The 24,458-nt window shown below is 59.7% G+C and carries 19 protein-coding genes, 2 tRNA genes and 2 pseudogenes; 5 read left to right on the plus strand and 18 right to left on the minus strand.

The genetic code is table 11. From position 1 onward, the window contains the following. Positions 1 to 24 precede the first annotated feature (24 nt). The 3 genes from rpsF to rnr all read right to left on the minus strand — a co-directional run bounded on the left by rpsF (position 25) and on the right by rnr (position 4,160). Complete coding sequence (gene rpsF / locus FQ187_RS14625; RefSeq protein WP_054595362.1) at positions 25 to 447, minus strand: 30S ribosomal protein S6; 423 nt, start codon at positions 445 to 447, stop codon at positions 25 to 27. Positions 448 to 765: 318 nt separating this feature from the next. Continuing rightward, positions 766 to 1,533 carry a 23S rRNA (guanosine(2251)-2'-O)-methyltransferase RlmB gene (rlmB, locus tag FQ187_RS14635; protein WP_149630027.1) on the minus strand — a complete coding sequence of 256 codons (768 nt, stop codon included), beginning with the start codon at positions 1,531 to 1,533 and terminating at the stop codon, positions 766 to 768. Continuing rightward, positions 1,530 to 4,160, minus strand: a complete 2,631-nt coding sequence (gene rnr, locus FQ187_RS14640) for a ribonuclease R (RefSeq protein ID WP_149630028.1) — start codon at positions 4,158 to 4,160, stop codon at positions 1,530 to 1,532. The genes rlmB and rnr overlap by 4 nt, the downstream gene beginning before the upstream one ends. Before the next feature lie 226 nt (positions 4,161 to 4,386). Here rnr and FQ187_RS14645 point away from each other — a divergent pair. Both FQ187_RS14645 and FQ187_RS14650 read left to right on the plus strand, forming a co-directional pair. Further along, a tRNA-Leu gene (locus tag FQ187_RS14645) sits at positions 4,387 to 4,473 on the plus strand. Positions 4,474 to 4,639: 166 nt separating this feature from the next. Beyond that, positions 4,640 to 4,726 (plus strand) — tRNA-Leu (locus tag FQ187_RS14650). 29 nt (positions 4,727 to 4,755) lie between these two features. Here FQ187_RS14650 and FQ187_RS14655 read toward each other — a convergent pair. Beyond that, positions 4,756 to 4,965 carry a hypothetical protein gene (locus FQ187_RS14655; protein ID WP_149630029.1) on the minus strand — a complete coding sequence of 70 codons (210 nt, stop codon included), beginning with the start codon at positions 4,963 to 4,965 and terminating at the stop codon, positions 4,756 to 4,758. 23 nt (positions 4,966 to 4,988) lie between these two features. Between FQ187_RS14655 and FQ187_RS14660 the strand changes: the two genes are divergently transcribed. Next, positions 4,989 to 5,999 (plus strand): iron ABC transporter substrate-binding protein, encoded by a 1,011-nt coding sequence (locus FQ187_RS14660; RefSeq protein WP_149630030.1) that lies wholly within the window; start codon positions 4,989 to 4,991, stop codon positions 5,997 to 5,999. Continuing rightward, positions 5,999 to 7,564: an iron ABC transporter permease gene (locus FQ187_RS14665; RefSeq protein ID WP_149630031.1), complete on the plus strand. Its 1,566-nt coding sequence runs from the start codon at positions 5,999 to 6,001 to the stop codon at positions 7,562 to 7,564. The genes FQ187_RS14660 and FQ187_RS14665 overlap by 1 nt, the downstream gene beginning before the upstream one ends. 52 nt (positions 7,565 to 7,616) lie before the next feature. Here the strand turns inward: FQ187_RS14665 and FQ187_RS30915 are convergent. The 13 genes and pseudogenes from FQ187_RS30915 to FQ187_RS14725 form a co-directional block, all read right to left on the minus strand. Next, a pseudogene (locus FQ187_RS30915) lies at positions 7,617 to 8,162 on the minus strand (methyl-accepting chemotaxis protein); the annotation flags it as partial. Between the two features lie 360 nt (positions 8,163 to 8,522). Continuing rightward, positions 8,523 to 9,215 (minus strand): annotated as a pseudogene (locus FQ187_RS30920) (methyl-accepting chemotaxis protein); the annotation flags it as partial. A 485-nt stretch (positions 9,216 to 9,700) separates the two neighbouring features. After that, positions 9,701 to 10,993 (minus strand): adenylosuccinate synthase, encoded by a 1,293-nt coding sequence (locus FQ187_RS14675; protein ID WP_149630033.1) that lies wholly within the window; start codon positions 10,991 to 10,993, stop codon positions 9,701 to 9,703. A 54-nt stretch (positions 10,994 to 11,047) separates the two neighbouring features. After that, the gene (locus FQ187_RS14680) at positions 11,048 to 12,235 is read right to left on the minus strand and encodes an ATP phosphoribosyltransferase regulatory subunit (protein WP_149630034.1); all 1,188 of its coding nucleotides are present in this window, start codon (positions 12,233 to 12,235) and stop codon (positions 11,048 to 11,050) included. 315 nt (positions 12,236 to 12,550) lie between these two features. Next, positions 12,551 to 13,420 carry a protease modulator HflC gene (hflC, locus tag FQ187_RS14685; protein ID WP_056746351.1) on the minus strand — a complete coding sequence of 290 codons (870 nt, stop codon included), beginning with the start codon at positions 13,418 to 13,420 and terminating at the stop codon, positions 12,551 to 12,553. Beyond that, complete coding sequence (hflK, locus tag FQ187_RS14690) at positions 13,420 to 14,589, minus strand: FtsH protease activity modulator HflK (RefSeq protein ID WP_149630035.1); 1,170 nt, start codon at positions 14,587 to 14,589, stop codon at positions 13,420 to 13,422. The genes hflC and hflK overlap by 1 nt, the downstream gene beginning before the upstream one ends. Positions 14,590 to 14,685: 96 nt before the next feature. Further along, positions 14,686 to 15,987 carry a ribosome rescue GTPase HflX gene (gene hflX, locus FQ187_RS14695; protein WP_149630036.1) on the minus strand — a complete coding sequence of 434 codons (1,302 nt, stop codon included), beginning with the start codon at positions 15,985 to 15,987 and terminating at the stop codon, positions 14,686 to 14,688. Positions 15,988 to 15,999: 12 nt separating this feature from the next. Continuing rightward, a complete protein-coding gene (hfq, locus tag FQ187_RS14700) occupies positions 16,000 to 16,260 on the minus strand; it encodes an RNA chaperone Hfq (protein WP_007902656.1) in 261 nt (86 codons plus the stop codon). 94 nt (positions 16,261 to 16,354) lie between these two features. Continuing rightward, positions 16,355 to 17,326 (minus strand): tRNA (adenosine(37)-N6)-dimethylallyltransferase MiaA, encoded by a 972-nt coding sequence (miaA, locus tag FQ187_RS14705; RefSeq protein WP_149630037.1) that lies wholly within the window; start codon positions 17,324 to 17,326, stop codon positions 16,355 to 16,357. Beyond that, positions 17,326 to 19,236, minus strand: coding sequence for a DNA mismatch repair endonuclease MutL (gene mutL / locus FQ187_RS14710; protein WP_149630038.1), 1,911 nt, complete (start codon positions 19,234 to 19,236; stop codon positions 17,326 to 17,328). Before mutL ends, miaA begins: the two co-directional genes overlap by 1 nt. Next, positions 19,233 to 20,660: an N-acetylmuramoyl-L-alanine amidase gene (locus FQ187_RS14715; RefSeq protein ID WP_149630039.1), complete on the minus strand. Its 1,428-nt coding sequence runs from the start codon at positions 20,658 to 20,660 to the stop codon at positions 19,233 to 19,235. The genes mutL and FQ187_RS14715 overlap by 4 nt, the downstream gene beginning before the upstream one ends. Next, positions 20,661 to 21,131, minus strand: coding sequence for a tRNA (adenosine(37)-N6)-threonylcarbamoyltransferase complex ATPase subunit type 1 TsaE (gene tsaE, locus FQ187_RS14720; protein ID WP_149630040.1), 471 nt, complete (start codon positions 21,129 to 21,131; stop codon positions 20,661 to 20,663). Beyond that, the gene (locus FQ187_RS14725) at positions 21,119 to 22,618 is read right to left on the minus strand and encodes an NAD(P)H-hydrate dehydratase (protein WP_149630041.1); all 1,500 of its coding nucleotides are present in this window, start codon (positions 22,616 to 22,618) and stop codon (positions 21,119 to 21,121) included. The genes tsaE and FQ187_RS14725 overlap by 13 nt, the downstream gene beginning before the upstream one ends. Positions 22,619 to 22,681: 63 nt before the next feature. Between FQ187_RS14725 and queG the strand changes: the two genes are divergently transcribed. Then, entirely contained in the window at positions 22,682 to 23,761 is a 1,080-nt protein-coding gene (gene queG, locus FQ187_RS14730) for a tRNA epoxyqueuosine(34) reductase QueG (protein ID WP_149630042.1), read from the plus strand. On the opposite strand, the gene FQ187_RS14735 is transcribed toward queG, so the two are convergent. After that, positions 23,743 to 24,354: a trimeric intracellular cation channel family protein gene (locus tag FQ187_RS14735; protein WP_129438987.1), complete on the minus strand. Its 612-nt coding sequence runs from the start codon at positions 24,352 to 24,354 to the stop codon at positions 23,743 to 23,745. The genes queG and FQ187_RS14735 overlap by 19 nt on opposite strands. Positions 24,355 to 24,458: the final 104 nt, after the last annotated feature.

The following is a 24,458-nucleotide window of genomic DNA, read 5'->3' on the forward strand; positions in this document are numbered from 1 at the left end:
TAGGCTCCTCAAAAGGTCCGTGGATTACTCGTCAGCGTTATCGCTGTTGTCGCTGTCATCACTGTCAACGCTTTCAGCGCCTTCGTGCTCAGGACGGTCGCGACGCTCACGGCGCTCACTGCGGTTTTCTTCAGCCTTGAGCATCTCGGATTGGCCGGTAACGGCTTCTTCGCGACGGATGACCAGGTTACGGATCACTGCATCGTTGTAGCGGAAGTTGTCTTCCAGCTCGGCCAGGGCCTTGCCAGTGCACTCAACGTTCAGCATCACGTAGTGAGCCTTGTGAACATTGTTGATTGCGTAGGCCAGTTGACGACGGCCCCAATCTTCCAGACGGTGGATTTTGCCGCCGTCTTCTTCGATCAGCTTGGTGTAACGCTCTACCATGCCGCCGACTTGCTCGCTTTGATCCGGGTGGACCAAAAAGATGATTTCGTAATGACGCATGAATGCTCCTTACGGGTTGTAGCCTGCCGCTCAAAAGCGGTCAGACAAGGAGTGAATGACACTTATGGACTTGCTTGCGATAGACACATGCGTGCCTGCCGTCACAGCAAGGGGCGCAATTGTAGAGAAGGGACAGAAGAGGCGCAAGGCAATTGGTGATTATTTGAACAGTTCGTTCGCCCACCCATTTTTTGCCTCACCACAAACCACTGTGGGAGCGAGCTTGCTCGCGAATGCGGTGTATCAGGCAACATTTCTGTCGACTGACACTCCGCCTTCGCGAGCAAGCCCGCTCCCACAGTTTGGATCGAGTCTGGTTTAAGACTTTTTACCGGTTCCGGCGGCTTTGACGCCACGCTGGCGCAGGGCCTCGAACAGGCACACGCCGGTCGCCACGGATACGTTGAGACTGCTGACACTGCCAGCCATCGGCAAGCGCACCAGGTAGTCGCAAAGATCGCGAGTCAGGCGACGCATGCCGCTGCCTTCAGCACCCATGATCAGGATGGTCGGGCCAGTCATGTCTTGCTGATACAGACTCTGCTCGGCCTCGCCCGCAGTACCGACAACCCACAAGCCGCGCTGCTTGAGTTTTTCCAGGGTGCGCGCCAGGTTGGTCACGGCGACCAACGGAATCACTTCCGCCGCGCCACAGGCGACTTTTCGCACCGTCGGAGTCAGCGTGGCTGACTTGTCCTTCGGCACGATCACCGCCAATGCGCCGGCCGCATCGGCCGAACGCAGGCAAGCGCCGAGGTTGTGCGGATCGGTCACGCCGTCGAGCACCAGCAACAGCGGTGCGCCTTCGGTGCGATCGAGCAGCTCGTCGAGCATCGCCTCGCCCCAGACCTGGCTCGGGCTCACCTCCGCCACCACGCCCTGGTGCACACCTTCAACCCAGGCATCCAGCTCACGGCGCTCGGCGTTGCCGACGGCCACGCGATTTTCGTTAGCCAGTTCGATCAGCGTCTGAACGCGCGGATCACTGCGGCCTTCGGCCAGCCAGATCTGCTTGACGCGTTTTGGGTGGTGACGCAGCAACGCTTCTACAGCGTGCACGCCGTAGATCTTTTCCAACTGACTCATGACTTGGCCTTCGGTTTACGCGCCCCGCCGCTTTTGGCGGCTGGAGCAGAACCCGCTTTTGGCGGGCCTTTACGGTGTTTGCTCGGTTTGGCTGGCTTGCCGCCGGGAGCCTTGTCAGGCGCCGACCGTCCGGTCTTTCCCCCAGACGCCGCTTTACCGCCACTTTTCGCTTCAGACAGCAACGCCTGCTTCATCTCACGGCTTTTGCGCAATTCAGCATTTTTCGCCGCGGCATCGCTCGGGCGATAGGCTTCTACGGCTTTTTCCTTGGCAGGACGACGACCGGTTTTCGCCGGGGCCGGCTCTGCAGCCGTTTTGGTAGCGGGTGCAGCGGTTTCAGTCCCGCGCTTCTTGCGACCGATCGGCGCGCTGATGGTTTTTTCAGCCATCTCGAAGTCGATCTTGCGTTCGTCGAGGTCGACGCGCATGACACGCACTTCAACGGTATCGCCAAGACGGAAACTGCGACCGGTACGCTCACCGGCCAGGCGGTGGTGCACAGGATCGAAGTGGTAGTAATCGCCCGGCAGCGCGGTGACGTGCACCAGGCCTTCGACGTAGATATCGGTCAGCTCGACGAACAGACCAAAACCGGTCACGGCAGTGATCACACCCGGGAACGACTCGCCCACGCGGTCTTTCATGAACTCGCACTTGAGCCAGTTCACGACATCGCGGGTCGCTTCGTCGGCACGGCGCTCGCTCATCGAGCACTGCTCGCCGAGCTGCTCCAGAATCGCTTCGTCGTACGGGTAGATGCGCGCTTTCGGAATGGTCATCGCGCCAGCACGGCGAACGTGCGGGGTGTCCATTTTCGAATGGATGACGCTGCGAATCGCCCGGTGCGTTAGCAAGTCCGGGTAGCGGCGGATCGGCGAGGTGAAGTGGGTATAGGCTTCGTAATTCAGGCCGAAGTGGCCCTGGTTATCGGCGCTATACACCGCCTGACTCAACGAACGCAGCATGACGGTCTGGATCAGATGGAAATCCGGACGGTCCTTGATGCTCGCCAGCAATGCCTGGTAATCCTTCGGCGACGGGCCGTCCTTGCCTTTGTGCAGGGATAGGCCGAGCTCGCCAAGGAAAGCGCGCAGTTTTTCCAGACGCTCCGGTGGCGGGCCATCGTGAACGCGATACAGCGCAGGGATTTCGTGCTTTTTCAGGAATTCGGCGGTGGCCACGTTGGCCGCCAGCATGCATTCCTCGATCAGCTTGTGGGCGTCGTTACGAACGGTTGGACGGATTTCGGCAATCTTGCGCTCGGTCCCGAAGATGATCCGGGTTTCCTGCGTTTCGAAATCGATCGCGCCACGCACGTGACGAGCGGCCAGCAACACTTTGTACAGTGCGTAAAGCTGCTTGAGGTGCGGCAGAACGTCGGTGTACTCGCCACGGAGCTGACGCGCCTCGGTGAGTTTCGGCGTTTCCAGCATGGCACTGACTTTGTTGTAGGTCAGGCGAGCGTGGGAGTGAATCACCGCTTCGTAGAAGCAGTAGTCGGTCATCTCGCCGGATTTGGAGATGGTCATCTCACAAACCATGGCCAGGCGATCGACGTGCGGGTTCAGCGAGCACAGGCCGTTGGACAACTGCTCAGGCAGCATCGGCACGACGCGCTCAGGGAAGTACACCGAGTTGCCGCGAACCTGGGACTCATTATCCAGCGCCGAACCGATTTTCACGTAGCTGGAAACGTCGGCAATCGCCACGTACAACTTCCAGCCGCCGGAGAACAAGCGCAGTTTGCCCGGCTTGGCTTCGCAGTAAACCGCATCATCGAAGTCGCGCGCATCTTCGCCGTCGATGGTCACGAACGGCAGATGACGCAGGTCGATGCGCTTCTCTTTGTCTTTCTCTTCGACTTCCGGCTTGAGCTTGGCGGCTTCTTTCAGCACAGCCTCAGGCCAGACGTGAGGAATATCGTAGGTGCGCAGGGCAACGTCGATTTCCATGCCCGGCGCCATGTAGTTACCCACCACTTCAACCACGTCGCCTTGCGGCTGGAAGCGTGGTGTCGGCCAGTGAGTGATCTTCACTTCGACGAACTGACCGATCTGGGCGTTGGCGTTACGGCCCGGCGTGACCAGCACTTCTTGCTGGATCTTCGGGTTATCCGCGACGACGAAACCAATACCGCCCTCTTCGAAGTAGCGACCGACGATGGTCTCGTGGGCACGGGACACCACTTCGACGATCATGCCTTCGCGGCGACCGCGACGGTCGAGGCCGGAAACACGAGCCAAAGCACGATCGCCATCGAACACCAGACGCATTTGCGCCGGGCTCATGAACAGGTCGTCACTGCCGTCGTCCGGGACCAGGAAGCCGAAGCCGTCACGGTGACCGCTGATGCGGCCCAGGATCAGGTCGAGCTTGTCCACCGGCGCATAGGTGCCGCGACGGGTATAGATGAGTTGAGCGTCGCGCTCCATGGCGCGCAGGCGGCGGCGCAGGGCTTCGATCTGGTCTTCTGTGGTCAGACCAAACTCTTCGACCAGCTGTTCGCGGTTAGCAGGCGAACCCCGATCAGCAAGGTGCTGAAGGATCAGTTCGCGGCTAGGAATAGGGTTTTCATATTTTTCCGCTTCACGAGCGGCCTCGGGATCGAGGGACTGCCAATCGGCCATTAGAGAGTTTTCACCTTGTCTATATGCGGGTTAGTTTGGCATAGGCGTAATGAAACGGGAAATTTCAGGCTACGACAGCCCATCTAAAGCCCTTTATCGACACCGCAAAGCTGAATTAAATGCCACTGGTAAAATTTTCCAGGTTTTTTTGATGCCGGGGGTTTACAGTTAAAAAGACGCTCCGTATAGTGCGCGCCATCGACGACGCAGACGCATTGTCGATAATGCCCAGATGGTGAAATTGGTAGACACGCCAGCTTCAGGTGCTGGTGACCGCAAGGTCGTGGAAGTTCGAGTCTTCTTCTGGGCACCAATTTCGAGCTTGAGATTAGATCAATTTCAAGGCTCACACAAAAACCCGCGAAAGCGGGTTTTTTGCATTCTAAACCCCTGATTTATTAAAACTAAATCAGGGGTTTACAGATCAAAAAGCTCTCCGTATAGTGCGCCACATCAACAGCGGTAACGCTGAAGATTATGCCCAGATGGTGAAATTGGTAGACACGCCAGCTTCAGGTGCTGGTGACCGCAAGGTCGTGGAAGTTCGAGTCTTCTTCTGGGCACCAATTCAAATTCAAGGTCACGATCTTGAATTTCACAGAAACCCGCGAAAGCGGGTTTCTGCGTTTCCGGGGTTTGTGTAGGAGCTGCCGAAGGCTGCGATCTTTTGATCTTCAGCAATTTCAGCTCCACCAACAATCAAGATCAAAAGATCGCAGCCTTCGGCAGCTCCTACCAACCCCTCACCCGCTGCAAGGCGCACTTGAGAAACAATATCGTTTATCATTGTTTCAAGTTTTTGCAATGCGACAGTGAGGAACCTTGCGAATGATGTTTCGAAATACCCTACGCCGCGGCCTGACCATGACCCTGCTCGGCCTGGCACTCGCCACTCCCCTCACCCAAGCCGCCGAACCGGTTTCCCTGACACTCTATAACGGTCAACACAAAGAAGTCGGCGACGCCATCGCCAAAGCCTTCGAAGCCAAGACCGGGATTCACGTCAATGTGCGCAAAGGCAGCAGCAACCAGCTCGCCAGCCAGGTCGTCGAAGAAGGCGATCGCTCCCCTGCCGACGTGATCTACACCGAAGAATCGCCACCACTGAACAAACTCGGCGAACAAGGCCTGCTGGCACAGACCGATGCCGCCACCCTAGCCGTTCTGCCGAAAGACTATGTCGCCGGCAATGGCACCTGGATCGGTATCACCGCCCGGGTCCGCGTGGTCGCCTACAACCCCAAGCTGATTGACGAAAAAGACCTGCCCAAGTCGGTGATGGAGTTCTCCGACCCGAAATGGCAAGGCAAGGTCGGCTTCGTGCCTACCAGCGGCGCGTTCCAGGAACAGGCCGTGGCAATCATCAAAGTGCACGGAATGGACGCGGCCGAAGAATGGCTGACTGGCTTGCGGGCTTTCGGAAAAACCTACAGCAACAACATGGTGGCTCTAAAGGCGGTGGAAAACGGCGAAGTCGCTACCGTGCTGGTGAACAATTATTACTGGTTCGCCTTGCAACGCGAAAAAGGCCAGCTCGATTCGAAACTGCATTATTTCACCGGCGGCGACGTCGGCGGGCTGATCACTGTTTCCAGTGCGGCCGCGCTGAAATCCAGCAAGCATCCAAAAGAAGCCCAGCAATTTCTCGCCTACATGGCCAGTGAAGAAGGTCAGCGCGTGATCACTCAGACCACTGCCGAGTACCCGCTGCACAAAGGAATGGAATCGGATCGCGGGCTCAAGCCATTCAGCGAACTGCAAGCGCCGAAAGTGACGCCAGCCGACCTCGGCAATGCCGAAGAAGCCCTGGACCTGGAACGTGACGTTGGCTTGAACTGATGAGCGCATCGTTATCAGCCCCCGTCGCGCGCGGGAGTTATGTGCCAAGGCGCAAGCGGCCGTCGATCTGGCTGCTGCTACCGGTTTTGCTGCTGGTGGTGCTCAGCCTGTTGCCGCTCGCGTATGTCGGACTCAAAACCTGGCAGGCCGGCTGGGCCGAGGCGCTGCATTTGTTGTGGCGACCTTATGTGTTTGGCCTGCTGCGCAACACCTTGGCGCTGATGGTTGGCGTGACGCTCGCTTGCGGCGTGATCGGCTTGTCGCTGGCCTGGTTGCTGGAGCGCAGCAACTTGCCCGGACGGCGCTTGTGGGGCGTAATTTTGTGCCTGCCGTTCGCGGTACCGGCGTTTGTCAGCAGCTTTACTTGGGTTTCTCTGAGCGCTCACTTCGAAGGCCTGGGCGGGGCGATCCTGGTGATGACCCTGTCCAAGTATCCGCTGATCTTTCTGCCGGTCGCGGCGACCCTGCGCAATCTCGATCCCTCCCTCGAAGAGTCCGCCCGCACACTTGGGCAGAATCGCTGGGGCGTGTTTTTCAGAATCACTCTGCCGCTGCTCTGGCCGTCACTGCTCGCCGGTTCGCTGCTGATTGCGCTGCACATGCTGGTGGAATTCGGTGCGCTGTCGATCATCGGACTGCAAACCTTTACCACCGCGATCTATCAACAGTTCGAACTGGAATTCAGTAACGCGAATGCTGCAATGCTTTCCGCCGTATTGCTGGCACTGTGCCTGATATTGCTGTGGCTGGAACTGCGCGTACGCGGCAAGGGCCGACACGTGCGTACCGGTCAGGGCGCGGCCCGGCATGCGGAACAGGTTCGGCTGGGGCCTTGGGCTGCTGCCGGACAACTTTATTGCCTGGCGCTGGCGATCATCGGCAGCGGTATTCCGCTCGGGATGCTTGCGTACTGGCTGGCAGTAGGTTCGTCGGCAGCATTCCCGGTGGCGGCGATCAGCGAGGCGCTGCTCTCCTCCCTGGCGTTGTCACTGGGCGGCGCGTCGCTGTGCCTAGTGCTGGCAGTGCCGGTGGGGTTGTTGGTGGTGCGCTACAAAGGCCAGTTGGCAATCTGGGCCGAACGCTTGCCTTATCTGCTGCATGCGCTGCCAGGATTGGTGATTGCGCTGACGCTGGTGTACTTCGCCCTGCACTATGTGCCAGCGCTCTACCAGACTTCGGCGCTGCTGCTGATCGCTTATGCGCTGCTGTTTCTGCCGCTGGCTCAGGCGCCGATTCGCACGGCGCTGAACAAGGCTGCACCGCAATTGGAAGAGGCGGCACGCACGCTGGGGGCGTCGTCCTTCAGCGCGTTTTGCCGGGTGACGCTGCCCATTATCTTTCCCGCATTGGGCGCGGCGTTTGCGCTGGTGTTTCTAGATGCGATGAAGGAACTGACGGCCACGCTGCTGCTGAGCCCAACCGGGCTCAATACGCTGGCTACTGAAGTGTGGGCGCATACCGCGAATGTGGAGTTTGCGGCAGCGGCGCCTTATGCGGCGTTGTTGATTTTGGTGTCGGGGTTGCCGGTTTATCTGCTTACTACCCGGATGTATTTGAGCCGCTGACATTGTCATCGCGAGCTTGCTCGCGATGACTTCTGACGCAGCAATACAAATCTTAAGCCCGGAACTGCCCCAGGCTCGCCTTCAACTGCGCCGCCAATCCATCCAGCACCTTGCCGCTGGCAGTGGTTTCCACCACCGCTTGAGCCGCTTTCTCTGCCTGCGCATGAATGGTCTCAACCCGACCGCGCACCGCTTGCGCGCCTTGCGCCTGATGCGCCGCCGCCTGCGTTGCCAGACCTATCGCCGTATGCACTTGCTCGACCGACGCCTGCACCGATTGCTGCAACCGCGCGCTGTCACGCAGCACCAGCAATCCTTCGCTGGCCTGACGCCCGGCCTGACCGATCGCTGCCACCGCCTCACGCGCACCTTGCTGCAAGGCAACGATGTGCGCCTGAATGTCGCCAGTGGAACTCTGCGTCTTGCTCGCCAGCGCCCGCACCTCATCTGCCACCACGGCAAACCCACGACCGGTCTCGCCCGCACGCGCCGCTTCGATCGCCGCGTTCAGCGCCAGCAGGTTGGTCTGCTCGGCGATCCCGTGAATCACCGTCAGCACCACTTCAATCTGCTCACTCTGCTGCGCCAGCCGCTCGATGACTTTCGCCCCGGTGTCGACCTGCCCGGCCAACGCCTCGATCAGGCTGCCGACTTTCGCCGAGGTCCGCGTGTTTTCATCCGTGGCCGAACGAATATCCACCACTTGCTGCAAGGCTGCCTGCATGGCATGACTTTCAGACTGGGCTTCGTCAGCCATTTGCGACAACGCACGCAGGCTCTCGGCCACTTCATCACGTTGCATGCCCGCCGCTTTATCGGCCCCGGCATTGCGTAAAGTCATGGCGCCGATTTCCACGCCAGTGCGTTGAGCCACATCGCCCGCTTCACGCACGATCGGCTGCAACTTATCCACAAAGCGATTGACCGCCGAGGCCATGTCGCCGATTTCGTCCTTACTGTTGATCTGCACGCGCTTGGTCAGATCGCCCTCGCCCGCAGCCAAATCATCCATGGCCGCAATCAGCAATTTCAGGCGATTGACCACTCGACGACCCAGGACCACGGCCAGCAACAGCAACACACCGAAACCCACCACCGCCAGACCCATGCCGATGCGCCAACGCAAAGTGCCCGCCGCTTCCTGCACAGTGCTGGTGGTGTTGGCTTTCATTTCAGAGGCCGTGACTTGCGCCGACTGCAAGCGCGCGCCCATCGCGGCTGCACTATCAGCTGCCGCACCCTTGAGGCTGTCGCCCACCAATTGATCACTGTTGGCGATCAGAGCCGAAAAGCGCTTGTCCAGGGCCGCCAGATCGGTTTCCACCGAGGCGGTCGAGACGCCCATCAAGACCTTGCCGATTTCCACGCCGTTAGGATTGATCGAGGCTTCGAGGTAATAGACCGATGGATCGTTCTTCGCCGCATCCAGCACCTTGTCCAGGGCGCGCTCGCCCTGACCCTTCTCAAGCAGCGCCTTGTTGATCGGGTTCTCGCGGTTGAGGTAGCGCGTCAGATGCTGCCCCGTCGCGTCGTCGTAGACCACGAATAGCACGTTGGGATTACGCTGAGCCCGGCGGGCAAATTCGGACAGGGTTGGAACGTCGCTGTCCCACATGGCGCGGGGTGCGACCGAAGCCAAAAGCTGCGCCATATCATTGGCAGAGTCCTTCAGATCCTTCTCCAATGTCGAACGCAGTTGCGCCTGCTCGTCCTTCAATCGCGAGGACAAGCCGGCCGTAAGGCGCTGACGTGTGCTGGTGGAGAGGCTGTCGAGGCTCGACGTGACTTCACGCCCTGCCTGTTCAAGTTCGCCAGAGAGTTTTTGACTGTCGGCACCCAGCCGCACGCCGAGATCAGCTTCCAGTGCGGTCACTGTGCTCCGGGTCAGGGCGACGGCCACCAGCACCTGCACCAAAAGGGCGATACCTAGGGTAACGAACACAGGCCGCAATAGACGGCTTTGTAACAGTGAGAGAATGGCTGACACTTAAAATCCCTCTGCTTGGCGCCATTAAATTGATGGCGCGCTGGAAGCGATGCTTTTAATCAACATCACAGCAAAGGTCATGCCGTCCAACAGGCATAAACGACAAAGGGCCCCATTAGGGGCCCTTTGTGTTTTACATCAACGACTTATTAAGCGAACGGGTGACGCAGAACGATGGTTTCGTTGCGGTCCGGGCCCGTCGAAATAATGTCAATCGGTGCACCCACCAACTCTTCGACGCGTTTGATGTAGTTGCGTGCAGCCTGTGGCAGCTCTTCCAGGGTCTTGGCGCCGACGGTGGATTCGGTCCAGCCCGGCATCTCTTCGTACACCGGCTCAAGGCCGATGTAGCTGTCGGCGTCAGTCGGCGCGTCGATCACTGCACCATCCTGGTTCTTGTAGCCAACGCAGATGTTGATGGTTTCCAGACCGTCCAGCACGTCGAGCTTGGTCAGGCACAGGCCCGAGATGCTGTTGACGTCGATAGCGCGACGCAGGATGACGGCATCGAACCAGCCGCAACGACGGGCACGGCCAGTGGTAGCGCCGAACTCGTGGCCACGTTTGGCCAGGAAAGCACCCACATCATCAAACAACTCAGTCGGGAACGGACCCGAACCAACGCGAGTGGTGTAAGCCTTGGTGATACCCAGGATGTAATCCAGGTACATCGGGCCAAAACCCGAACCGGTGGCAATGCCGCCCGCGGTGGTGTTGGAGCTGGTGACGTACGGGTAGGTACCGTGGTCGATGTCCAGCAGGGAGCCTTGGGCGCCTTCGAACATGATGTCTTTGCCAGCGCGACGCAGTTCGTGCAGCTCAGCGGTGACGTCGAGCATCATCGGCTTGAGCAGCTCGGCGTATTCCATGCACTCGTCGAGTGTTTTCTGGAAGTCGATCGCAGGCTCTTTGTAGTAATTGACCAGAACGAAGTTGTGGTAATCCAGCAACTCGCCCAGCTTGGCGGCGAAACGCTCGCGGTGGAACAGGTCACCGATGCGCAGGCCACGACGTGCAACCTTGTCTTCGTACGCCGGGCCGATGCCGCGACCGGTAGTACCGATCTTCAGCTCGCCACGGGCCTTTTCACGGGCCTGGTCCAGCGCTACGTGATAGGACAGGATCAGCGGGCAGGACGGGCTGATACGCAGGCGCTCGCGCACCGGTACGCCTTTCTCTTCCAGCTTGATGATTTCCCGCAGCAGAGCGTCGGGTGCAACCACCACGCCGTTGCCGATCAGGCACTGCACGCCTGCGCGCAGCACGCCCGACGGGATCAGGTGCAAGACGGTTTTTTCGCCATCGATCACCAGGGTGTGACCAGCGTTGTGGCCACCCTGGTAGCGCACTACGGCGGCAGCATGTTCGGTCAGCAGATCAACGATCTTGCCTTTGCCCTCATCACCCCATTGGGTGCCCAGGACTACGACATTCTTACCCATAACACTTGTCCTCATTCGCGCAAACTTGGTGCCGGCCGCGGCCGGCAGGAAAACTCAAGAAGCCAGTGGCGATACTTGCCACAGCCCGTTCTGCTGAATCAATTGCCGGTCGCAGTCCGCTTCACGGGCGGCGGCCAAAGGTTGCCCAGGCAATGCCTGAACGACACGCTGACCCTCACTGCGCAACTGGCAAACCTGCTGCCAGAGTGCCGCATCCGTACTGTCAGGCATCCAGATACCGCCAGACGGTAACTCGATCTCAGCACGCCCCAGGGTCACCAGGGTTTTCAAATCGGTAGAGAAGCCGGTTGCCGGACGAGCCCGACCGAAGTCGGCACCGATGTCGTCGTAACGACCGCCCTGAGCAATGGACTGGCCAACACCCGGTACGAATACCGCGAACACCACACCGGTGTGGTAGTGGTAGCCGCGCAACTCGCCCAGGTCGAAATACAACGGCAACTCAGGGAAACGCGTGGACAGACGCTCGGCAATCGCCAGCAAGTCGTCCAGAGCTGCCAGCACCGGCGCCGGCGCATCCGCCAGACGCTCGCGGGCAGCGCTCAATACTTCACGGCCACCACAGAGGTCAACCAGCGCCCGCAACATGCCCGACAGATCGGCAGGCAAGCCTTCGGTCAAGGTAATGACCTCGTCGATGGCTTTACGTTGCAATGCATCGAACAGCTGTTGCTCGACTTCACCGGACAAACCGGCAGCGCGAGCCAGGCCACGGTAGATACCAACATGACCGAGATCCATGTGCACATCCGGCACATCGGCCAGTTGCAGCATAGCCAACATCAGGCTGATGACTTCCACATCGCTGCTCGGACTGGCATCGCCGTACAATTCGGCACCCAGCTGGATCGGGCTGCGCGAGGATGACAAGGCGCGTGGCTGAGCGTGGAGCACGCTACCGGCATAGCACAGACGGCTCGGGCCTTCGCGTCTCAAGGTGTGCGCATCGATACGTGCCACTTGCGGCGTGATGTCGGCACGGAAACCCATCTGCCGGCCCGATTGCGGGTCGATGACCTTGAAGGTACGCAGGTCGAGGTCCTGGCCCGCGCCGGTCAGCAGGGATTCCAGGTACTCGATATGGGGAGTCACGACAAACTCGTAACCCCAGCTCTGGAACAAATCCAACACCTGACGACGCGCAATTTCAATTCGCGCCGCCTCTGGTGGCAGTACTTCTTCGATGCCATCTGGCAGCAGCCAGCGGTCTACCGTTGCCATTACGCCATTCCCCTATGATCCGGGCGGCCAGCCTTTGGGCGAGCCTTGAGTGAAGCAGAAAATGATCGGCTCATGCGCAAACCACGCGCATGAACAACGGGGCGAAAAGCCTGAAATCGGCTTCGCCAACCACTTTCCTCGAAAAACCTGTCGAGTCATTCAACTCGGACGCCTGCATAAAAAAACCAATCAAACGTGCAGACGCAAAAAAGCCGGGAATTTCCCGGCTGCCGCATCATACACACGTTTTCCCAAAGGATCACCCCGCCCGAAGCGTTAGCCGCCAGGCGGGGGATGATTCAGGTCAACGTCGTATCAAGGCTTGGCTTTTTCCAGGTAACGGAAGAAGTCGCTGCTTGGGTCCAGGACCATGACGTCGGATTTGTTAGCGAAGCTTTCACGGTAGGCGCGCAGGCTACGGTAGAAACCGTAGAACTCCTGATCCTGGCCGTAGGCCTTGGAGTAGATCGCAGCCGCCTGGGCATCACCGTCACCGCGAACCTCTTCAGATTCACGATAGGCTTCAGCCAGCAACACGCGGCGTTGACGATCAGCGTCGGCACGAATGCCTTCCGACAGTTCGTTACCCTTGGCGCGGTGCTCGCGAGCTTCACGCTCACGCTCGGAACTCATGCGCTCGAACACGCTGCGGTTCACTTCTTTCGGCAGATCGATAGCCTTGACCCGAACATCGACAACTTCGATGCCCAGCTCTTTTTCCGCCATCTTGTTCAGTGAAGCCGTGATATCGGTCATCAGCGCATCGCGCTCACCGGAAACCACTTCGTGCAGCGTGCGCTTACCGAACTGGTCACGCAGGCCCGACTCCAGACGACGGGAAAGACGCTCGTCAGCAATCTGCTTGAGGCCGGAAGTCGCGGTGTAGAAGCGCTCGGCATCTTTCACGCGCCACTTGGCGTAGGCATCGACCATGACGGCTTTCTTTTCCAGCGTCAGGAAGCGTTGTGTCGGTGCATCCAGCGTCATCAGGCGTGCGTCGAATTTGCGCACCTGGTTGACGTAAGGCACTTTCACATGCAGGCCCGGCTGAACATCAGCCTGGACCACACGACCAAACTGCAGTAACACCGCGCGCTCGGTCTGAGCCACGATGTAGAAGCAGTTCCAGGCAGCGATCGCCACGACGACGCCGACAATAAGGGCGATCAGCGATTTATTGCTCATCAGCGACTCTCCCTGGTACGTGCTTGCTGTTGCTGCAGATCGACTGCACGCACATTCGCTTCATTGCTGTTGGCTGCCGCGCCGGTCACCGCAGTGCTGGTGTTGCGACCGCTTTCGACCATCTTGTCCAGCGGCAAGTACAGCAGATTGCTCTGGCCATTCTTGTTGCCGGTCACGAGAACCTTGCTGGTGTTGCTGAAGACTTCCTGCATGGTGTCCAGGTACAGACGCTGACGGGTCACTTCAGGTGCCTTGCGATACTCGCTCACCAGCTTGGTGAAGCGATCAGCCTCACCCTTGGCGCGCGAGACGGTTTCGTCACGGTAACCATTGGCATCTTCGATGATGCGCTGGGCCTGACCACGGGCTTCCGGCACGACGCCGTTGGCGTAGGTTTCAGCCTGGTTACGCGAACGCTGCTCGTCTTCACGGGCGCGGATCACGTCATCGAAGGCTTCCTGCACTTCACGCGGTGCGGCTGCGCTCTGTACGTTGACCTGGGTGACGGTGATACCGGTGCGATAGGTATCCATGAAGCGTTGCAGACGCTCCTTGATTTCGCTGGCCATCAATTCACGACCTTCGGTCAGCACCTGATCCATAGCGGTGGAACCCACCACATGGCGCAAGGCACTTTCGGTCGCGTGCTGCAGGCTGATTTCCGGCTGATCAACGCTCAGCACGAAGTCTTGCAGGTTGCTGATCTTGTACTGCACGGTCAGCGGCACTTCGACGATGTTCTCGTCTTCAGTCAGCATTTGACCCTGCTTGGTATAGGCACGCTCACGCGTGACGTTTTCCAGGTACTTGCGATCGATCGGAGGGAAATAGATGTTCAGGCCCGGGCCGACGGTTTCGTAGTACTTGCCGAAGCGCAGCACCACGGCCTGCTCCTGCTCGTCGACTACATAGACCGCGCTGTACAGCCACACGGCCGCCAACACGACCAGGCCGATGCCGAGCAGACCGCCGAAGCCGCCACTCCTGCCCGAACCGCCACCGTCATCACCGCGTTTCTTACCACCACCGAACAACCCGTTCAGGCTTTCCTGCAGCTTTCGGAAGGCCTCGTCGAGATCCGGTGGTCCCTTGCGGTCGCCGTTATTGCGGCGTTTGCCACCCCAAGGATCCTGATTATTCGAGTTGCCACCCGGCTCATTCCAAGCCATAGCGCTCTCCATCTGATAAAGCAAAGACGCACCCACGGCGCGCCGACCAATGCTACAGAATGCCTGTCACCACGGCACAACCGCTTTTCCAGGCTTTTATTGCAAAGTGTGTTGCTCGATGAACTCCATCGGCTGCAGACCTTCGCGGCTCACCAGTCGATTCAACTCGACCCGCGGCAAGCGAACGGCCAGCAGGCTGATGCCTTCTTCGTCGTGTTCTTCTTTCTGCACCGCACCGAGTTCGAAAAACTGCGCACGCAGTCGAGCAAAACGTTGCGGCAAGCGCAAGGTGCCAACAAACAAATCACCGCCCAGCAACTCGGAAATGGCTTGCTCAAGCAATTCCAGACCACTTCCATCACGCGCCGACAGCCAGACCCGTTGGGGCTTGCCGTTTTCGTCGCGCTGGATTTGTGGCTCAACGCCTTCAAGCAAATCGAGTTTGTTATAGACCTCGAGGATCGGCAAGTCCTGGGCTCCGATCTCGCCCAGCACCACCATCACCTGCTCGATCTGCAACATGCGATCCGGTTCGGCCGCATCGATCACGTGCAACAGCAGGTCTGAGTTGCTCGACTCTTCGAGCGTAGACCGAAATGCCTCGACCAGTTTGTGGGGCAAGTGGCGTATGAAACCCACCGTGTCGGCCAGAACAATCGGCCCCAGGTCGTCGAGCTCCAAACGGCGCAAGGTCGGGTCCAGCGTGGCGAACAACTGGTCAGCCGCGTACACGTCGGATTTCGTCACGTTGTTGAAGAGCGTGGATTTGCCGGCGTTGGTATACCCCACCAGGGACACGGTAGGAATATCCGCACGCGAACGGCCGCGTCGCGACTGCTCGCGCTGACTGCGCACTTTTTCCAGCCGGCCCTTGATCTGTCGCAGGCGAACCCGCAGCAAACGGCGGTCGGTTTCCAACTGGGTTTCGCCCGGGCCACGCATACCGATACCGCCACCTTGACGCTCAAGGTGGGTCCAGCCGCGAACCAGCCGAGTGCTCATGTGGTCAAGCTGGGCCAGTTCGACCTGGAGCTTGCCTTCATGGGTACGGGCACGTTGGGCGAAAATATCGAGAATCAGACCGGTACGGTCGATCACGCGACACTCGAAAACACGTTCGAGGTTACGTTCCTGACTGGGCGTGAGGATGTGATTGAAGATGACCAGATCTGCCTTTTCGGCATGGACCAGGTCGCGCAGTTCCTCGACCTTGCCGCTGCCAATCAGGAATTTGGCGGTTGGCCGATGACGCGGCACGTTGAAAAACGCGACGGTCTCGGCGCCGGCCGAATTAGCCAACTCCTGAAACTCCTGCGGATCTTCGCGCGCCTCAGGGTCCTGTCCATCCAAGTGAACGAGGATTACTCGCTCACCACCACCGTGGCGCTCAAAGAACAAAGGAGACTCCTATCAGGCGTTACCTGGCTCAGCGTCACCTGCTTCGGATTCGGTTGCGCTAGGCAGACGAATTGGACGAACCGGCACCACTGTAGAGATAGCGTGTTTGTAAACCATCTGGCTGACGGTGTTTTTCAGCAGGATAACGAACTGGTCGAAAGACTCGATCGTGCCTTGCAGTTTGATCCCGTTGACCAGGTAGATGGAAACCCCCACTTTCTCTTTACGTAAAGTATTCAAGTAAGGGTCTTGTAGCGAATGCCCTTTTGACATGTGCCGCACTCCTTTAAGGATTCAATATAAAAAATAGGTAAACAAATGGCTTGTGGCCGTCACACCCCCAAGGATAGACGGCAAATGCAAGGACTCAGCTCAATATGGAGATGGTCCCAAGGTATTTCAAGGCGCGCGGCAGATTGTCGCAATCGAGGCTGTCCAACCAGTGTAAATCAGCCCAACTGCGCAGCCAGGTGAACTGGCGCTTCGCCAATTGGCGCGTAGCAATGATTCCACGCTCCTGCATCTCGGCTTGCGTCAGCTTGCCATCCAGGTAGTCCCAGACTTGTCGGTAGCCTACTGCACGTATAGACGGCAACCCGGCATGCAGGTCACTTCGCTTACGCAGGGCTACGACCTCGTCAATGAATCCCTGTTCCAACATATTCGTGAATCTTTGTTTAATTCGCTCGTGCAATACCTGACGATTTGCCGGAGCAATGGCCAAGTTCGCGACAGTATAGGGCAATTGTTGCAGTCCCGAAGCGGCTGCTTCAGTACTTTGCGCAGATTGTCGCAACCTTAGTGCAGTCATGCTCTGACCACTGACACGATAAACTTCCAACGCTCGACTGAGTCGCTGCGGATCGTTCGGATGAATACGCGCGGCGGATTCCGGATCGATGACTGCCAGTTGATCGTGCACGGCTTGCCAGCCAAGGCGTGCAGCTTCTTCTTCAATCTGTGCGCGAATGGCCGGGTCAGCCGCTGGCATGTCTGCCAGACCTTCAACCAAAGCCTTGTAATAGAGCATTGTGCCGCCCACCAGCAGCGGAATTTTGCCCCGCGCGGTGATCTCGGCCATGGCTTCGAGGGCGTCACGACGGAAATCGGCGGCCGAATAGCTCTCTGCCGGGTCGAGAATATCGATCAACCGGTGTGGAAATTCAGCCAGAAGCTCTTTTGAAGGCTTGGCGGTGCCGATATCCATACCACGGTAGACCAGCGCCGAATCGACGCTGATCAGCTCGCAAGGCAAGACTTTGGTGAGTTCGATAGCCAGGTCGGTCTTGCCGGCGGCGGTCGGCCCCATCAGGAAAATCGCAGGAGGGAGCTGGTTCATCAACGACCGCGCAAGAACAGTTTGTCCAGATCGTCCAGGCCCAGTTGGGTCCAGGTCGGTCGGCCATGGTTGCATTGACCGCTGCGTTCGGTGTTTTCCATGTCCCGCAGCAGACCGTTCATTTCCGGCAGGGCCAGACGCCGATTCGCACGAATCGCGCCGTGGCAGGCCATGGTCCCGAGCAGTTCGTTCAGGTGCGCCTGAATCCGGTCGCTGGTGCCGTATTCCATCAGATCCGCCAGAACATCACTGACCAATCGATTGGCTTCAGCTTGCTTGAGCAAGGCTGGAATCTGCCGGATGGCCAGGGACTCCGGGCCCAGACGTTGCAATTCAAAGCCCAGGCGCTGGAACCACGCGACGTGTTCTTCGGCGCAATCGGCTTCACGCTGACTGACCGCCAGAGACTCCGGCACCAGCAGCGGCTGACCGCTCAGGCCTTCGCTGGCCATGGCGATTTTCAGGCGTTCGTACATGATTCGCTCGTGAGCAGCATGCATGTCCACCAGCACCAGGCCCTGGGCGTTTTCCGAAAGAATGTAGATGCCTTTGAGCTGCGCCAGTGCATAACCCAGCGGCGGAACATCGTCCTGCCCGGCCGGTAACGCGACCGCATTGGCTTCGGGCAACGGCGCAAAAAACTCGCGGTAGGCAGCCTGAGCTTCAGCCACAGGCACACCCGATTGAGGTCGCGGCGAATACTGATATTGATAACCGGCACCAGCGCCCGAGCCTGCCGGCGTATTGAACGACGGCTGGGCCTGAGGCTGTTCCAGCAAGGCATTGGCCGCCAGACGCATTTCGCCTTGCGGACCGAACTCACCAGCATCAATGCCGGTCGGTCGAACGATGGCCGTCGCGACAGGCGCGGCCAGATGGTCTTCCGGCCGCACATCGCCCAAGGCGCGGTGCAGGGTGCCATAGAGGAAATCGTGAACCATGCGCCCGTCACGGAAGCGCACTTCGTGCTTGGTCGGGTGCACGTTGACATCAACGCCTGCAGGATCGACTTCGAAAAACAGTACGAATGTCGGGTGCCGACCGTTGAACAGCACGTCGCGATAGGCCTGACGCACCGCGTGAGCCACCAGTTTGTCGCGTACCGCACGGCCGTTCACAAAGAAATACTGCAAGTCTGCCTGGCTGCGGTTGAACGTCGGCAAGCCGACCCAACCCCACAAATGCAGGCCATTGCGCTCGATCTCGATCGGCAGTGCCTGCTCGAGGAAACCCGAACCGCAAATCGCCGCCACACGTCGGGCACGGGCCGCGTCGTCATGGGCTTCGTGCAGGCTGAGGATGGTTTTGCCGTTGTGGCGCAAATGGAACGCCACGTCAAAACGCGCCAGGGCCAGACGCTTGATCACTTCTTGCAGGTGATCGAATTCGGTTTTTTCGGTCTTGAGGAATTTGCGCCGCGCCGGGGTGTTGAAGAACAGGTCGCGCACTTCCACCGACGTGCCCACCGGATGGGCCGCTGGTTGCACGCGAGGCGCCATGTCCCGGCCTTCGGTTTCAACCTGCCAGGCCTGATCGGCCTCTTTAGTGCGAGAGGTGAGGGTCAGACGCGCCACGGAGCTGATGGATGCCAGGGCCTCACCGCGAAACCCGAGGCTCATGACCTGCTCGAGGTCTTCCAGATTGCGGATCTTGCTGGTGGCGTGACGCGCCAAAGCCAGCGGCAGGTCATCGGCAGAAATGCCGCTGCCATCGTCGCGCACCCGCAGCAGCTTGACGCCGCCCTGCTCCACATCGACATCGATACGCTTGGCGCCGGAGTCGAGGCTGTTTTCCAGCAACTCCTTGATCACCGAAGCCGGACGCTCAACCACCTCACCGGCGGCAATCTGGTTCGCCAGTCGCGGGCTGAGCAGCTCGATGCGAGCCGTGTTGGTCAGCACCTGGTTCATTCTTTGGCCGCCAGTTCAGTGCCGGGAATGGTCAGGGTCTGACCGATTTTCAGCTCGTCACTCTGCAGGTTGTTGGCGCTGCGCAGGGTGGCAGGGGACACCTGATAACGCACGGCGATCATTGCCAGGGTCTCGCCCGGGCTTACCCGATGGTCACGTGGACCTTGAACGATTTTGCCGGAATCACGCAGCCAGGCGATGTAGGTGCCCGGTGGCGGATTCTGCTGGAAGAACTGACGCACGCCGCTGCTGATCGAACGCGCCAACGCTTGCTGGTGATTCGCTGCAGCAAGCTTGGACGCTTCGTTGGCGTTGGAGATGAACCCGGTTTCCACCAGGATCGATGGAATGTCCGGCGACTTCAGCACCATGAACCCGGCCTGTTCCACGCGCTGTTTGTGCAGCGGCGTGACGCGGCCGATGTTGCTCAGAACCTTTTGGCCGACGTTCAGGCTGGAGGTCAGTGACGCGGTCATCGACAGATCGAGCAGCACGCCCGCCAGCATGCGGTCCTTGTCGTCGAGGCTGACGTTGCCGGCACCGCCGATCAAGTCGGAACGGTTTTCGCTGTCGGCCAGCCAGCGGGCCGTTTCCGAGGTAGCACCGCGATCAGACAGGGCGAACACCGAGGCACCGAAGGCTGCGGCCGAAGGCGCGGCGTCGGCGTGAATCGAAACGAACAGGTCGGCGCCCTTCTTGCGGGCGATTTCGGTACGGCCACGCAATGGGATGAAGTAGTCGCCGGTGCGGGTCAGTTCGGCGCGGAAGCCTTTCATGCCGCTGACCTGACGCTGCAGTTCGCGGGCGATGGCCAGCACCACGTCTTTCTCGCGCTGACCGCGAGAGCCCGAGGCTCCCGGGTCTTCGCCGCCGTGACCGGCATCGATGACTACAATAATGTCGCGCTTGCCGGCCGGTGCTGGCGGCAGCTTCACCGCAGGCTCCACCGGAGTGACCGGTACCGGGGCTACCGTCGCAACGTTGGTCGGCACCGGAATTGGCGCGGCGTCGGCGGCGTTATCGAACAAGTCGACCACCAGGCGATTGCCGTACTGGGCGTTTGGCGCCAGGGTAAAACTTTTCGGCGTCACGGCTTTTTTCAAGTCGATAACCACCCGCAGGTCGGTCGGCGTGCGTTGAGCCGAGCGCATGGCCGTGATCGGGGTGTTCGAAGTGTTGACGTTCAACGGCGCACCGAGGGTCGCGCCATTGATGTCGATAACCAGCCGATCCGGGGAGGTCAGGGTAAAAACACTGTGCTGGACAGGACCGGTCAGGTCGAACACCAGTCGTGTGTTGTCCGGAGCCCGCCACAGGCGAACGCTGTTGACCTTTGTCTCGGCCACAGCGTCGACGGTCACCGCCAAAAACAACAATCCTACGGCAGCTACCATCGCGCGAAAGCGCATACCTAACCCCATCATTTAATTGGTTTCCAATGCCAAAGCGGCACACCACGACTCGCCACGCGAGCCCTGGGACAAAATTTTCAGCGAACGCCCGCTGTCATGCGGGCTAATGGTAATGGTCAGGTCGGGCTTTGGCAAAAAGCCTGCACCCTTTTCGGGCCACTCGATCAGGCACAACGCGTCGTCTTCGAAGTAGTCGCGGATGCCGAGGTACTCCAGCTCTTCAGGGTCGACCAGGCGATAGAGGTCGAAATGGAAGGCCCGGACGTCACCAATCTCGTAGGGTTCGACCAGGGTAAACGTAGGGCTTTTTACCGACCCTTTATGCCCCAGCCCCCTGATGATGCCCCGGGACAGCGTGGTTTTCCCCGCTCCCAGATCTCCCTCGAGAAAAATCAGACCGTGCCCTTCGGTGGTTTGCGCGATGCGTGCGCCAAATGCGGTCATCGCCTCTTCATCAGCCAGGTACAGGGTTACTTCAGACACGGTGCTTGCTCCTCCAACAACAGACGAATGGCTGGAATCAGATCACTGGCCGCCAGCCCACGGCCCGATTTACCTTCTTGCGCACCGGCATTGGCGTGCAGCCAGACGGCCAGGCAGGCGGCGTCGAACGCCTCCATGCCTTGCGCCAGCAACGCGCCGACCAGACCGGCCAGCACATCACCCAAACCGGCGGTGGCCATGGCCGGATGGCCCTGATGACACAACGCCAGGCGCCCATCGGGGCTGGCGATCAGGCTGCCGGCACCTTTTAGCACCACGACAGCTGTATATTTTTTGCTCAAGGCGTGAGCCGCCGCTGGACGATCGGCCTGCACTTCAGCAGTGCTCATCCCCAACAAGCGCGCCGCCTCGCCAGGATGCGGAGTGATCACACAATCCTTGGGCAAGCTCACGTGCTCTGTGGCCAGCAGATTCAATGCGTCGGCGTCCCAGACTTGCGGCAGCGGCGCGTTGGCAGCCACCGACAAAAGGCTGCGCCCCCAGGAAGCCTGACCTAAGCCTGGGCCGACCACCAGCACGGAAACCTTTTGCAGCAGTTCCATCAGTTGATTGGCCGACGAAGTGCCCAACACCATGGCTTCGGGGATTCTCGCCAGCGCGGCCGGAACATGCTCACTGCGCGTCGCCACGGACACCATGCCCGCACCGCTACGCAGCGCACTTTGCGCGCTTAGCAGGATGGCGCCACCAAAGCCACGATCACCGCCGATCAGCAGGACGTGGCCGAATTTGCCTTTATGAGAGGTTGGAGCTCGGCCCGCCAGGCGCGGCAAGGAACTGGCCGTCAGGCGACGCGCACTGATGGCGACTCCGTTAAACGACTCGGGGGAGGCTTGCAGATCGTTGAACACCAACTCGCCGACCACGTCTGCAGCATCGCCGGCGAACAGACCCAGTTTCAGGCCGATGAATGTCACCGTCAGCTCAGCCCGCACCGCAGCGCCGAGTATTCGGCCGGTATCAGCGCACAACCCCGAAGGGATATCCACCGCCGCAACCGGCAACCCGCTGCCATTGATCGCCGCGATGGCGCCCGCGTAGGGCTCTCGCACCTCACCCGTCAAACCAGTGCCGAGCAAGGCGTCCAGTACGATACCGCGCAACTCGGACTGTGCGCTCCAGGCTTGAACCGCGACACCTTCGGACACGGCCTCGGCATGGGCCAATGCCGCATCACCTTGTAAACGTTTGGGATCACCGACCGCCAACACCCGCACATGCCAGCCCGCACGTCGGGCCAGCACGGCCACCAGATAACCATCGCCGGCGTTATTGCCATGACCGGCCACGACACTCAATTCATTCGCCGACGGCCAATGACGGACCAGTGCACGCCAGGTCGCCCGCGCCGCGCGCTGCATCAATTCGAAGCCCGGTGTGCCGGCCGCGATCAGGCTTGCATCGAGGGCTCGGACTTGCGCGGCGCTATACAGCGCGTCGGGTAAATCATCTTTAGTGTGCGGCATGCGTCTTCGGGCTCCGATGTCTGGCAGAATTATACGCACCTCAGCTCCGGTTTCTCTCGTCTCATGCCCGCAATTACCACAGACCTGCCCGCCCTCGCCCAATCCATCAAGGACTGGGGCCGCGAGCTGGGCTTTCAGCAAGTTGGCATCAGCGGCCTCGACCTGGCCGAGCATGAGCAGCACCTGGAGCGCTGGCTCGCGGCCGGCTACAACGGCGAAATGGACTACATGGGCGCCCACGGCAGCAAACGCTCACACCCGGAAGAGCTGGTGCCCGGCACGCTTCGGGTCGTTTCCCTACGCATGGACTACCTGCCGGGCGACACCGAAATGGCCAAACGTCTGGCACAACCAGAAAAAGCCTACGTCTCGCGCTATGCCTTGGGCCGCGATTACCACAAATTGATCCGTAAACGCGTGCAACAACTGGCCGATAAAATTCAGGCCGAGATCGGCCCGTTTGGTTTCCGCGCCTTCGTCGACAGCGCCCCGGTACTGGAAAAAGCCATCGCGGAACAGGCCGGTCTTGGATGGATCGGCAAAAACACCCTGGTATTGAATCGCAAGGCCGGCAGTTACTTCTTTCTCAGCGAACTGTTCGTCGACCTGCCGCTGCCCGTCGACCCTCCTCACGCCACCGAACATTGCGGCCGCTGCACAGCGTGCCTCGACATCTGTCCAACCAACGCCTTTGTCGGCCCGTACGTGCTGGATGCCCGACGCTGTATTTCCTACCTGACCATCGAACTGAAAAGCGCGATCCCGGAAGATTTGCGGCCACTGATCGGCAATCGGGTGTTCGGTTGCGATGACTGCCAGATCGTCTGCCCGTGGAACCGCTTCGCCCGTCCGTCCGGGGAAAGCGACTTCAAGCCACGACACAATCTGGACAACGCAGAGTTGGCCGAACTGTTCATGTGGGACGAGGACAAGTTCCTCAGCAGTACCGAAGGCTCGCCGTTACGCCGGGCCGGTTACGAGCGCTGGCTGCGAAATCTGGCGGTGGGCCTGGGGAACGCTCCGTCGAGCATTCCGGTGTTGGAAGCGTTGAAGGCTCGCAAGGATTACCCGTCGGAGTTGGTGCGAGAGCATGTCGAGTGGGCGCTCAAGCAACACGCCACACGTCAGGCTTCGTCGTTATAAACGAACTTCGGCATTTCCCAGTGAAAACGGATCGCCAGTAACCGCAGCAGGAAGCCACCAAACAAGGTGATGAGAATCGCCTGTTCGCCGGGCAGTTGCAGATAGATGCAGAGCATGTAGCACCACGCCGCCGCGAACGAGACGCTGGCGTAGAGTTCACGGCGGAAGATCAGCGGGATGTCGTTGCAGAAGATGTCGCGCAGGATGCCGCCGAACACCCCGGTGATCACGCCGCTGACCGAAGCCACGAGCATGCCGTGACCCATTTCCAGCGCGGTCATGCAGCCGATCAGCGTGAACGCCACCAGGCCCACGGCGTCGAGCACCAGAAACAGCGAGCGCAGGTGGCGCATCCAGCGCGCAGCGAACACCGTGAACATCGCCGCCACCGAGGTCAGCACCAGGTATTCCGGGTGCTTGACCCACGTCAACGGGTAGTGACCGAGCAACACGTCACGCACCGACCCCCCACCCAAAGCCGTGATGCAGGCAATCAGCACCACGCCAAACCAGTCCATCCCGCGACGACCGGCAGACAGGGCACCGGTCATGGCTTCGGCGGTAATGGCGATCAGGTAAAGCATCAGCAACATGGTGGCGGTCCTTGCAAGAAGGCGCGCAGTCTACTCACTTCACTGAGGCCCCAAAAGAGGGCAGCCGTTACGCGCCCCCTGTAGGAGCTGTCGAGTGAAACGAG

Source organism: Pseudomonas sp. ANT_J28 (assembly GCF_008370005.1).
Taxonomy (GTDB): domain Bacteria; phylum Pseudomonadota; class Gammaproteobacteria; order Pseudomonadales; family Pseudomonadaceae; genus Aquipseudomonas; species Aquipseudomonas frigoris.

Coding starts and splice junctions, on each gene's coding strand:
- FQ187_RS14680 (WP_149630034.1), bottom strand. CDS start 12,235: ATGGCAACGGTAGACCGCTGGCTGCTGCCAGATGGCATCGAAGAAGTA.
- FQ187_RS14725 (WP_149630041.1), bottom strand. CDS start 22,618: ATGCCGCACACTAAAGATGATTTACCCGACGCGCTGTATAGCGCCGCG.
- miaA (WP_149630037.1), bottom strand. CDS start 17,326: ATGAACCAGCTCCCTCCTGCGATTTTCCTGATGGGGCCGACCGCCGCC.
- rpsF (WP_054595362.1), bottom strand. CDS start 447: ATGCGTCATTACGAAATCATCTTTTTGGTCCACCCGGATCAAAGCGAG.
- FQ187_RS14715 (WP_149630039.1), bottom strand. CDS start 20,660: ATGATGGGGTTAGGTATGCGCTTTCGCGCGATGGTAGCTGCCGTAGGA.
- rnr (WP_149630028.1), bottom strand. CDS start 4,160: ATGGCCGATTGGCAGTCCCTCGATCCCGAGGCCGCTCGTGAAGCGGAA.
- FQ187_RS14660 (WP_149630030.1), top strand. CDS start 4,989: ATGATGTTTCGAAATACCCTACGCCGCGGCCTGACCATGACCCTGCTC.
- FQ187_RS14665 (WP_149630031.1), top strand. CDS start 5,999: ATGAGCGCATCGTTATCAGCCCCCGTCGCGCGCGGGAGTTATGTGCCA.
- hflC (WP_056746351.1), bottom strand. CDS start 13,420: ATGAGCAATAAATCGCTGATCGCCCTTATTGTCGGCGTCGTCGTGGCG.
- mutL (WP_149630038.1), bottom strand. CDS start 19,236: ATGAACCAGGTGCTGACCAACACGGCTCGCATCGAGCTGCTCAGCCCG.
- FQ187_RS14675 (WP_149630033.1), bottom strand. CDS start 10,993: ATGGGTAAGAATGTCGTAGTCCTGGGCACCCAATGGGGTGATGAGGGC.
- hfq (WP_007902656.1), bottom strand. CDS start 16,260: ATGTCAAAAGGGCATTCGCTACAAGACCCTTACTTGAATACTTTACGT.
- queG (WP_149630042.1), top strand. CDS start 22,682: ATGCCCGCAATTACCACAGACCTGCCCGCCCTCGCCCAATCCATCAAG.
- rlmB (WP_149630027.1), bottom strand. CDS start 1,533: ATGAGTCAGTTGGAAAAGATCTACGGCGTGCACGCTGTAGAAGCGTTG.
- FQ187_RS14735 (WP_129438987.1), bottom strand. CDS start 24,354: ATGTTGCTGATGCTTTACCTGATCGCCATTACCGCCGAAGCCATGACC.
- hflK (WP_149630035.1), bottom strand. CDS start 14,589: ATGGCTTGGAATGAGCCGGGTGGCAACTCGAATAATCAGGATCCTTGG.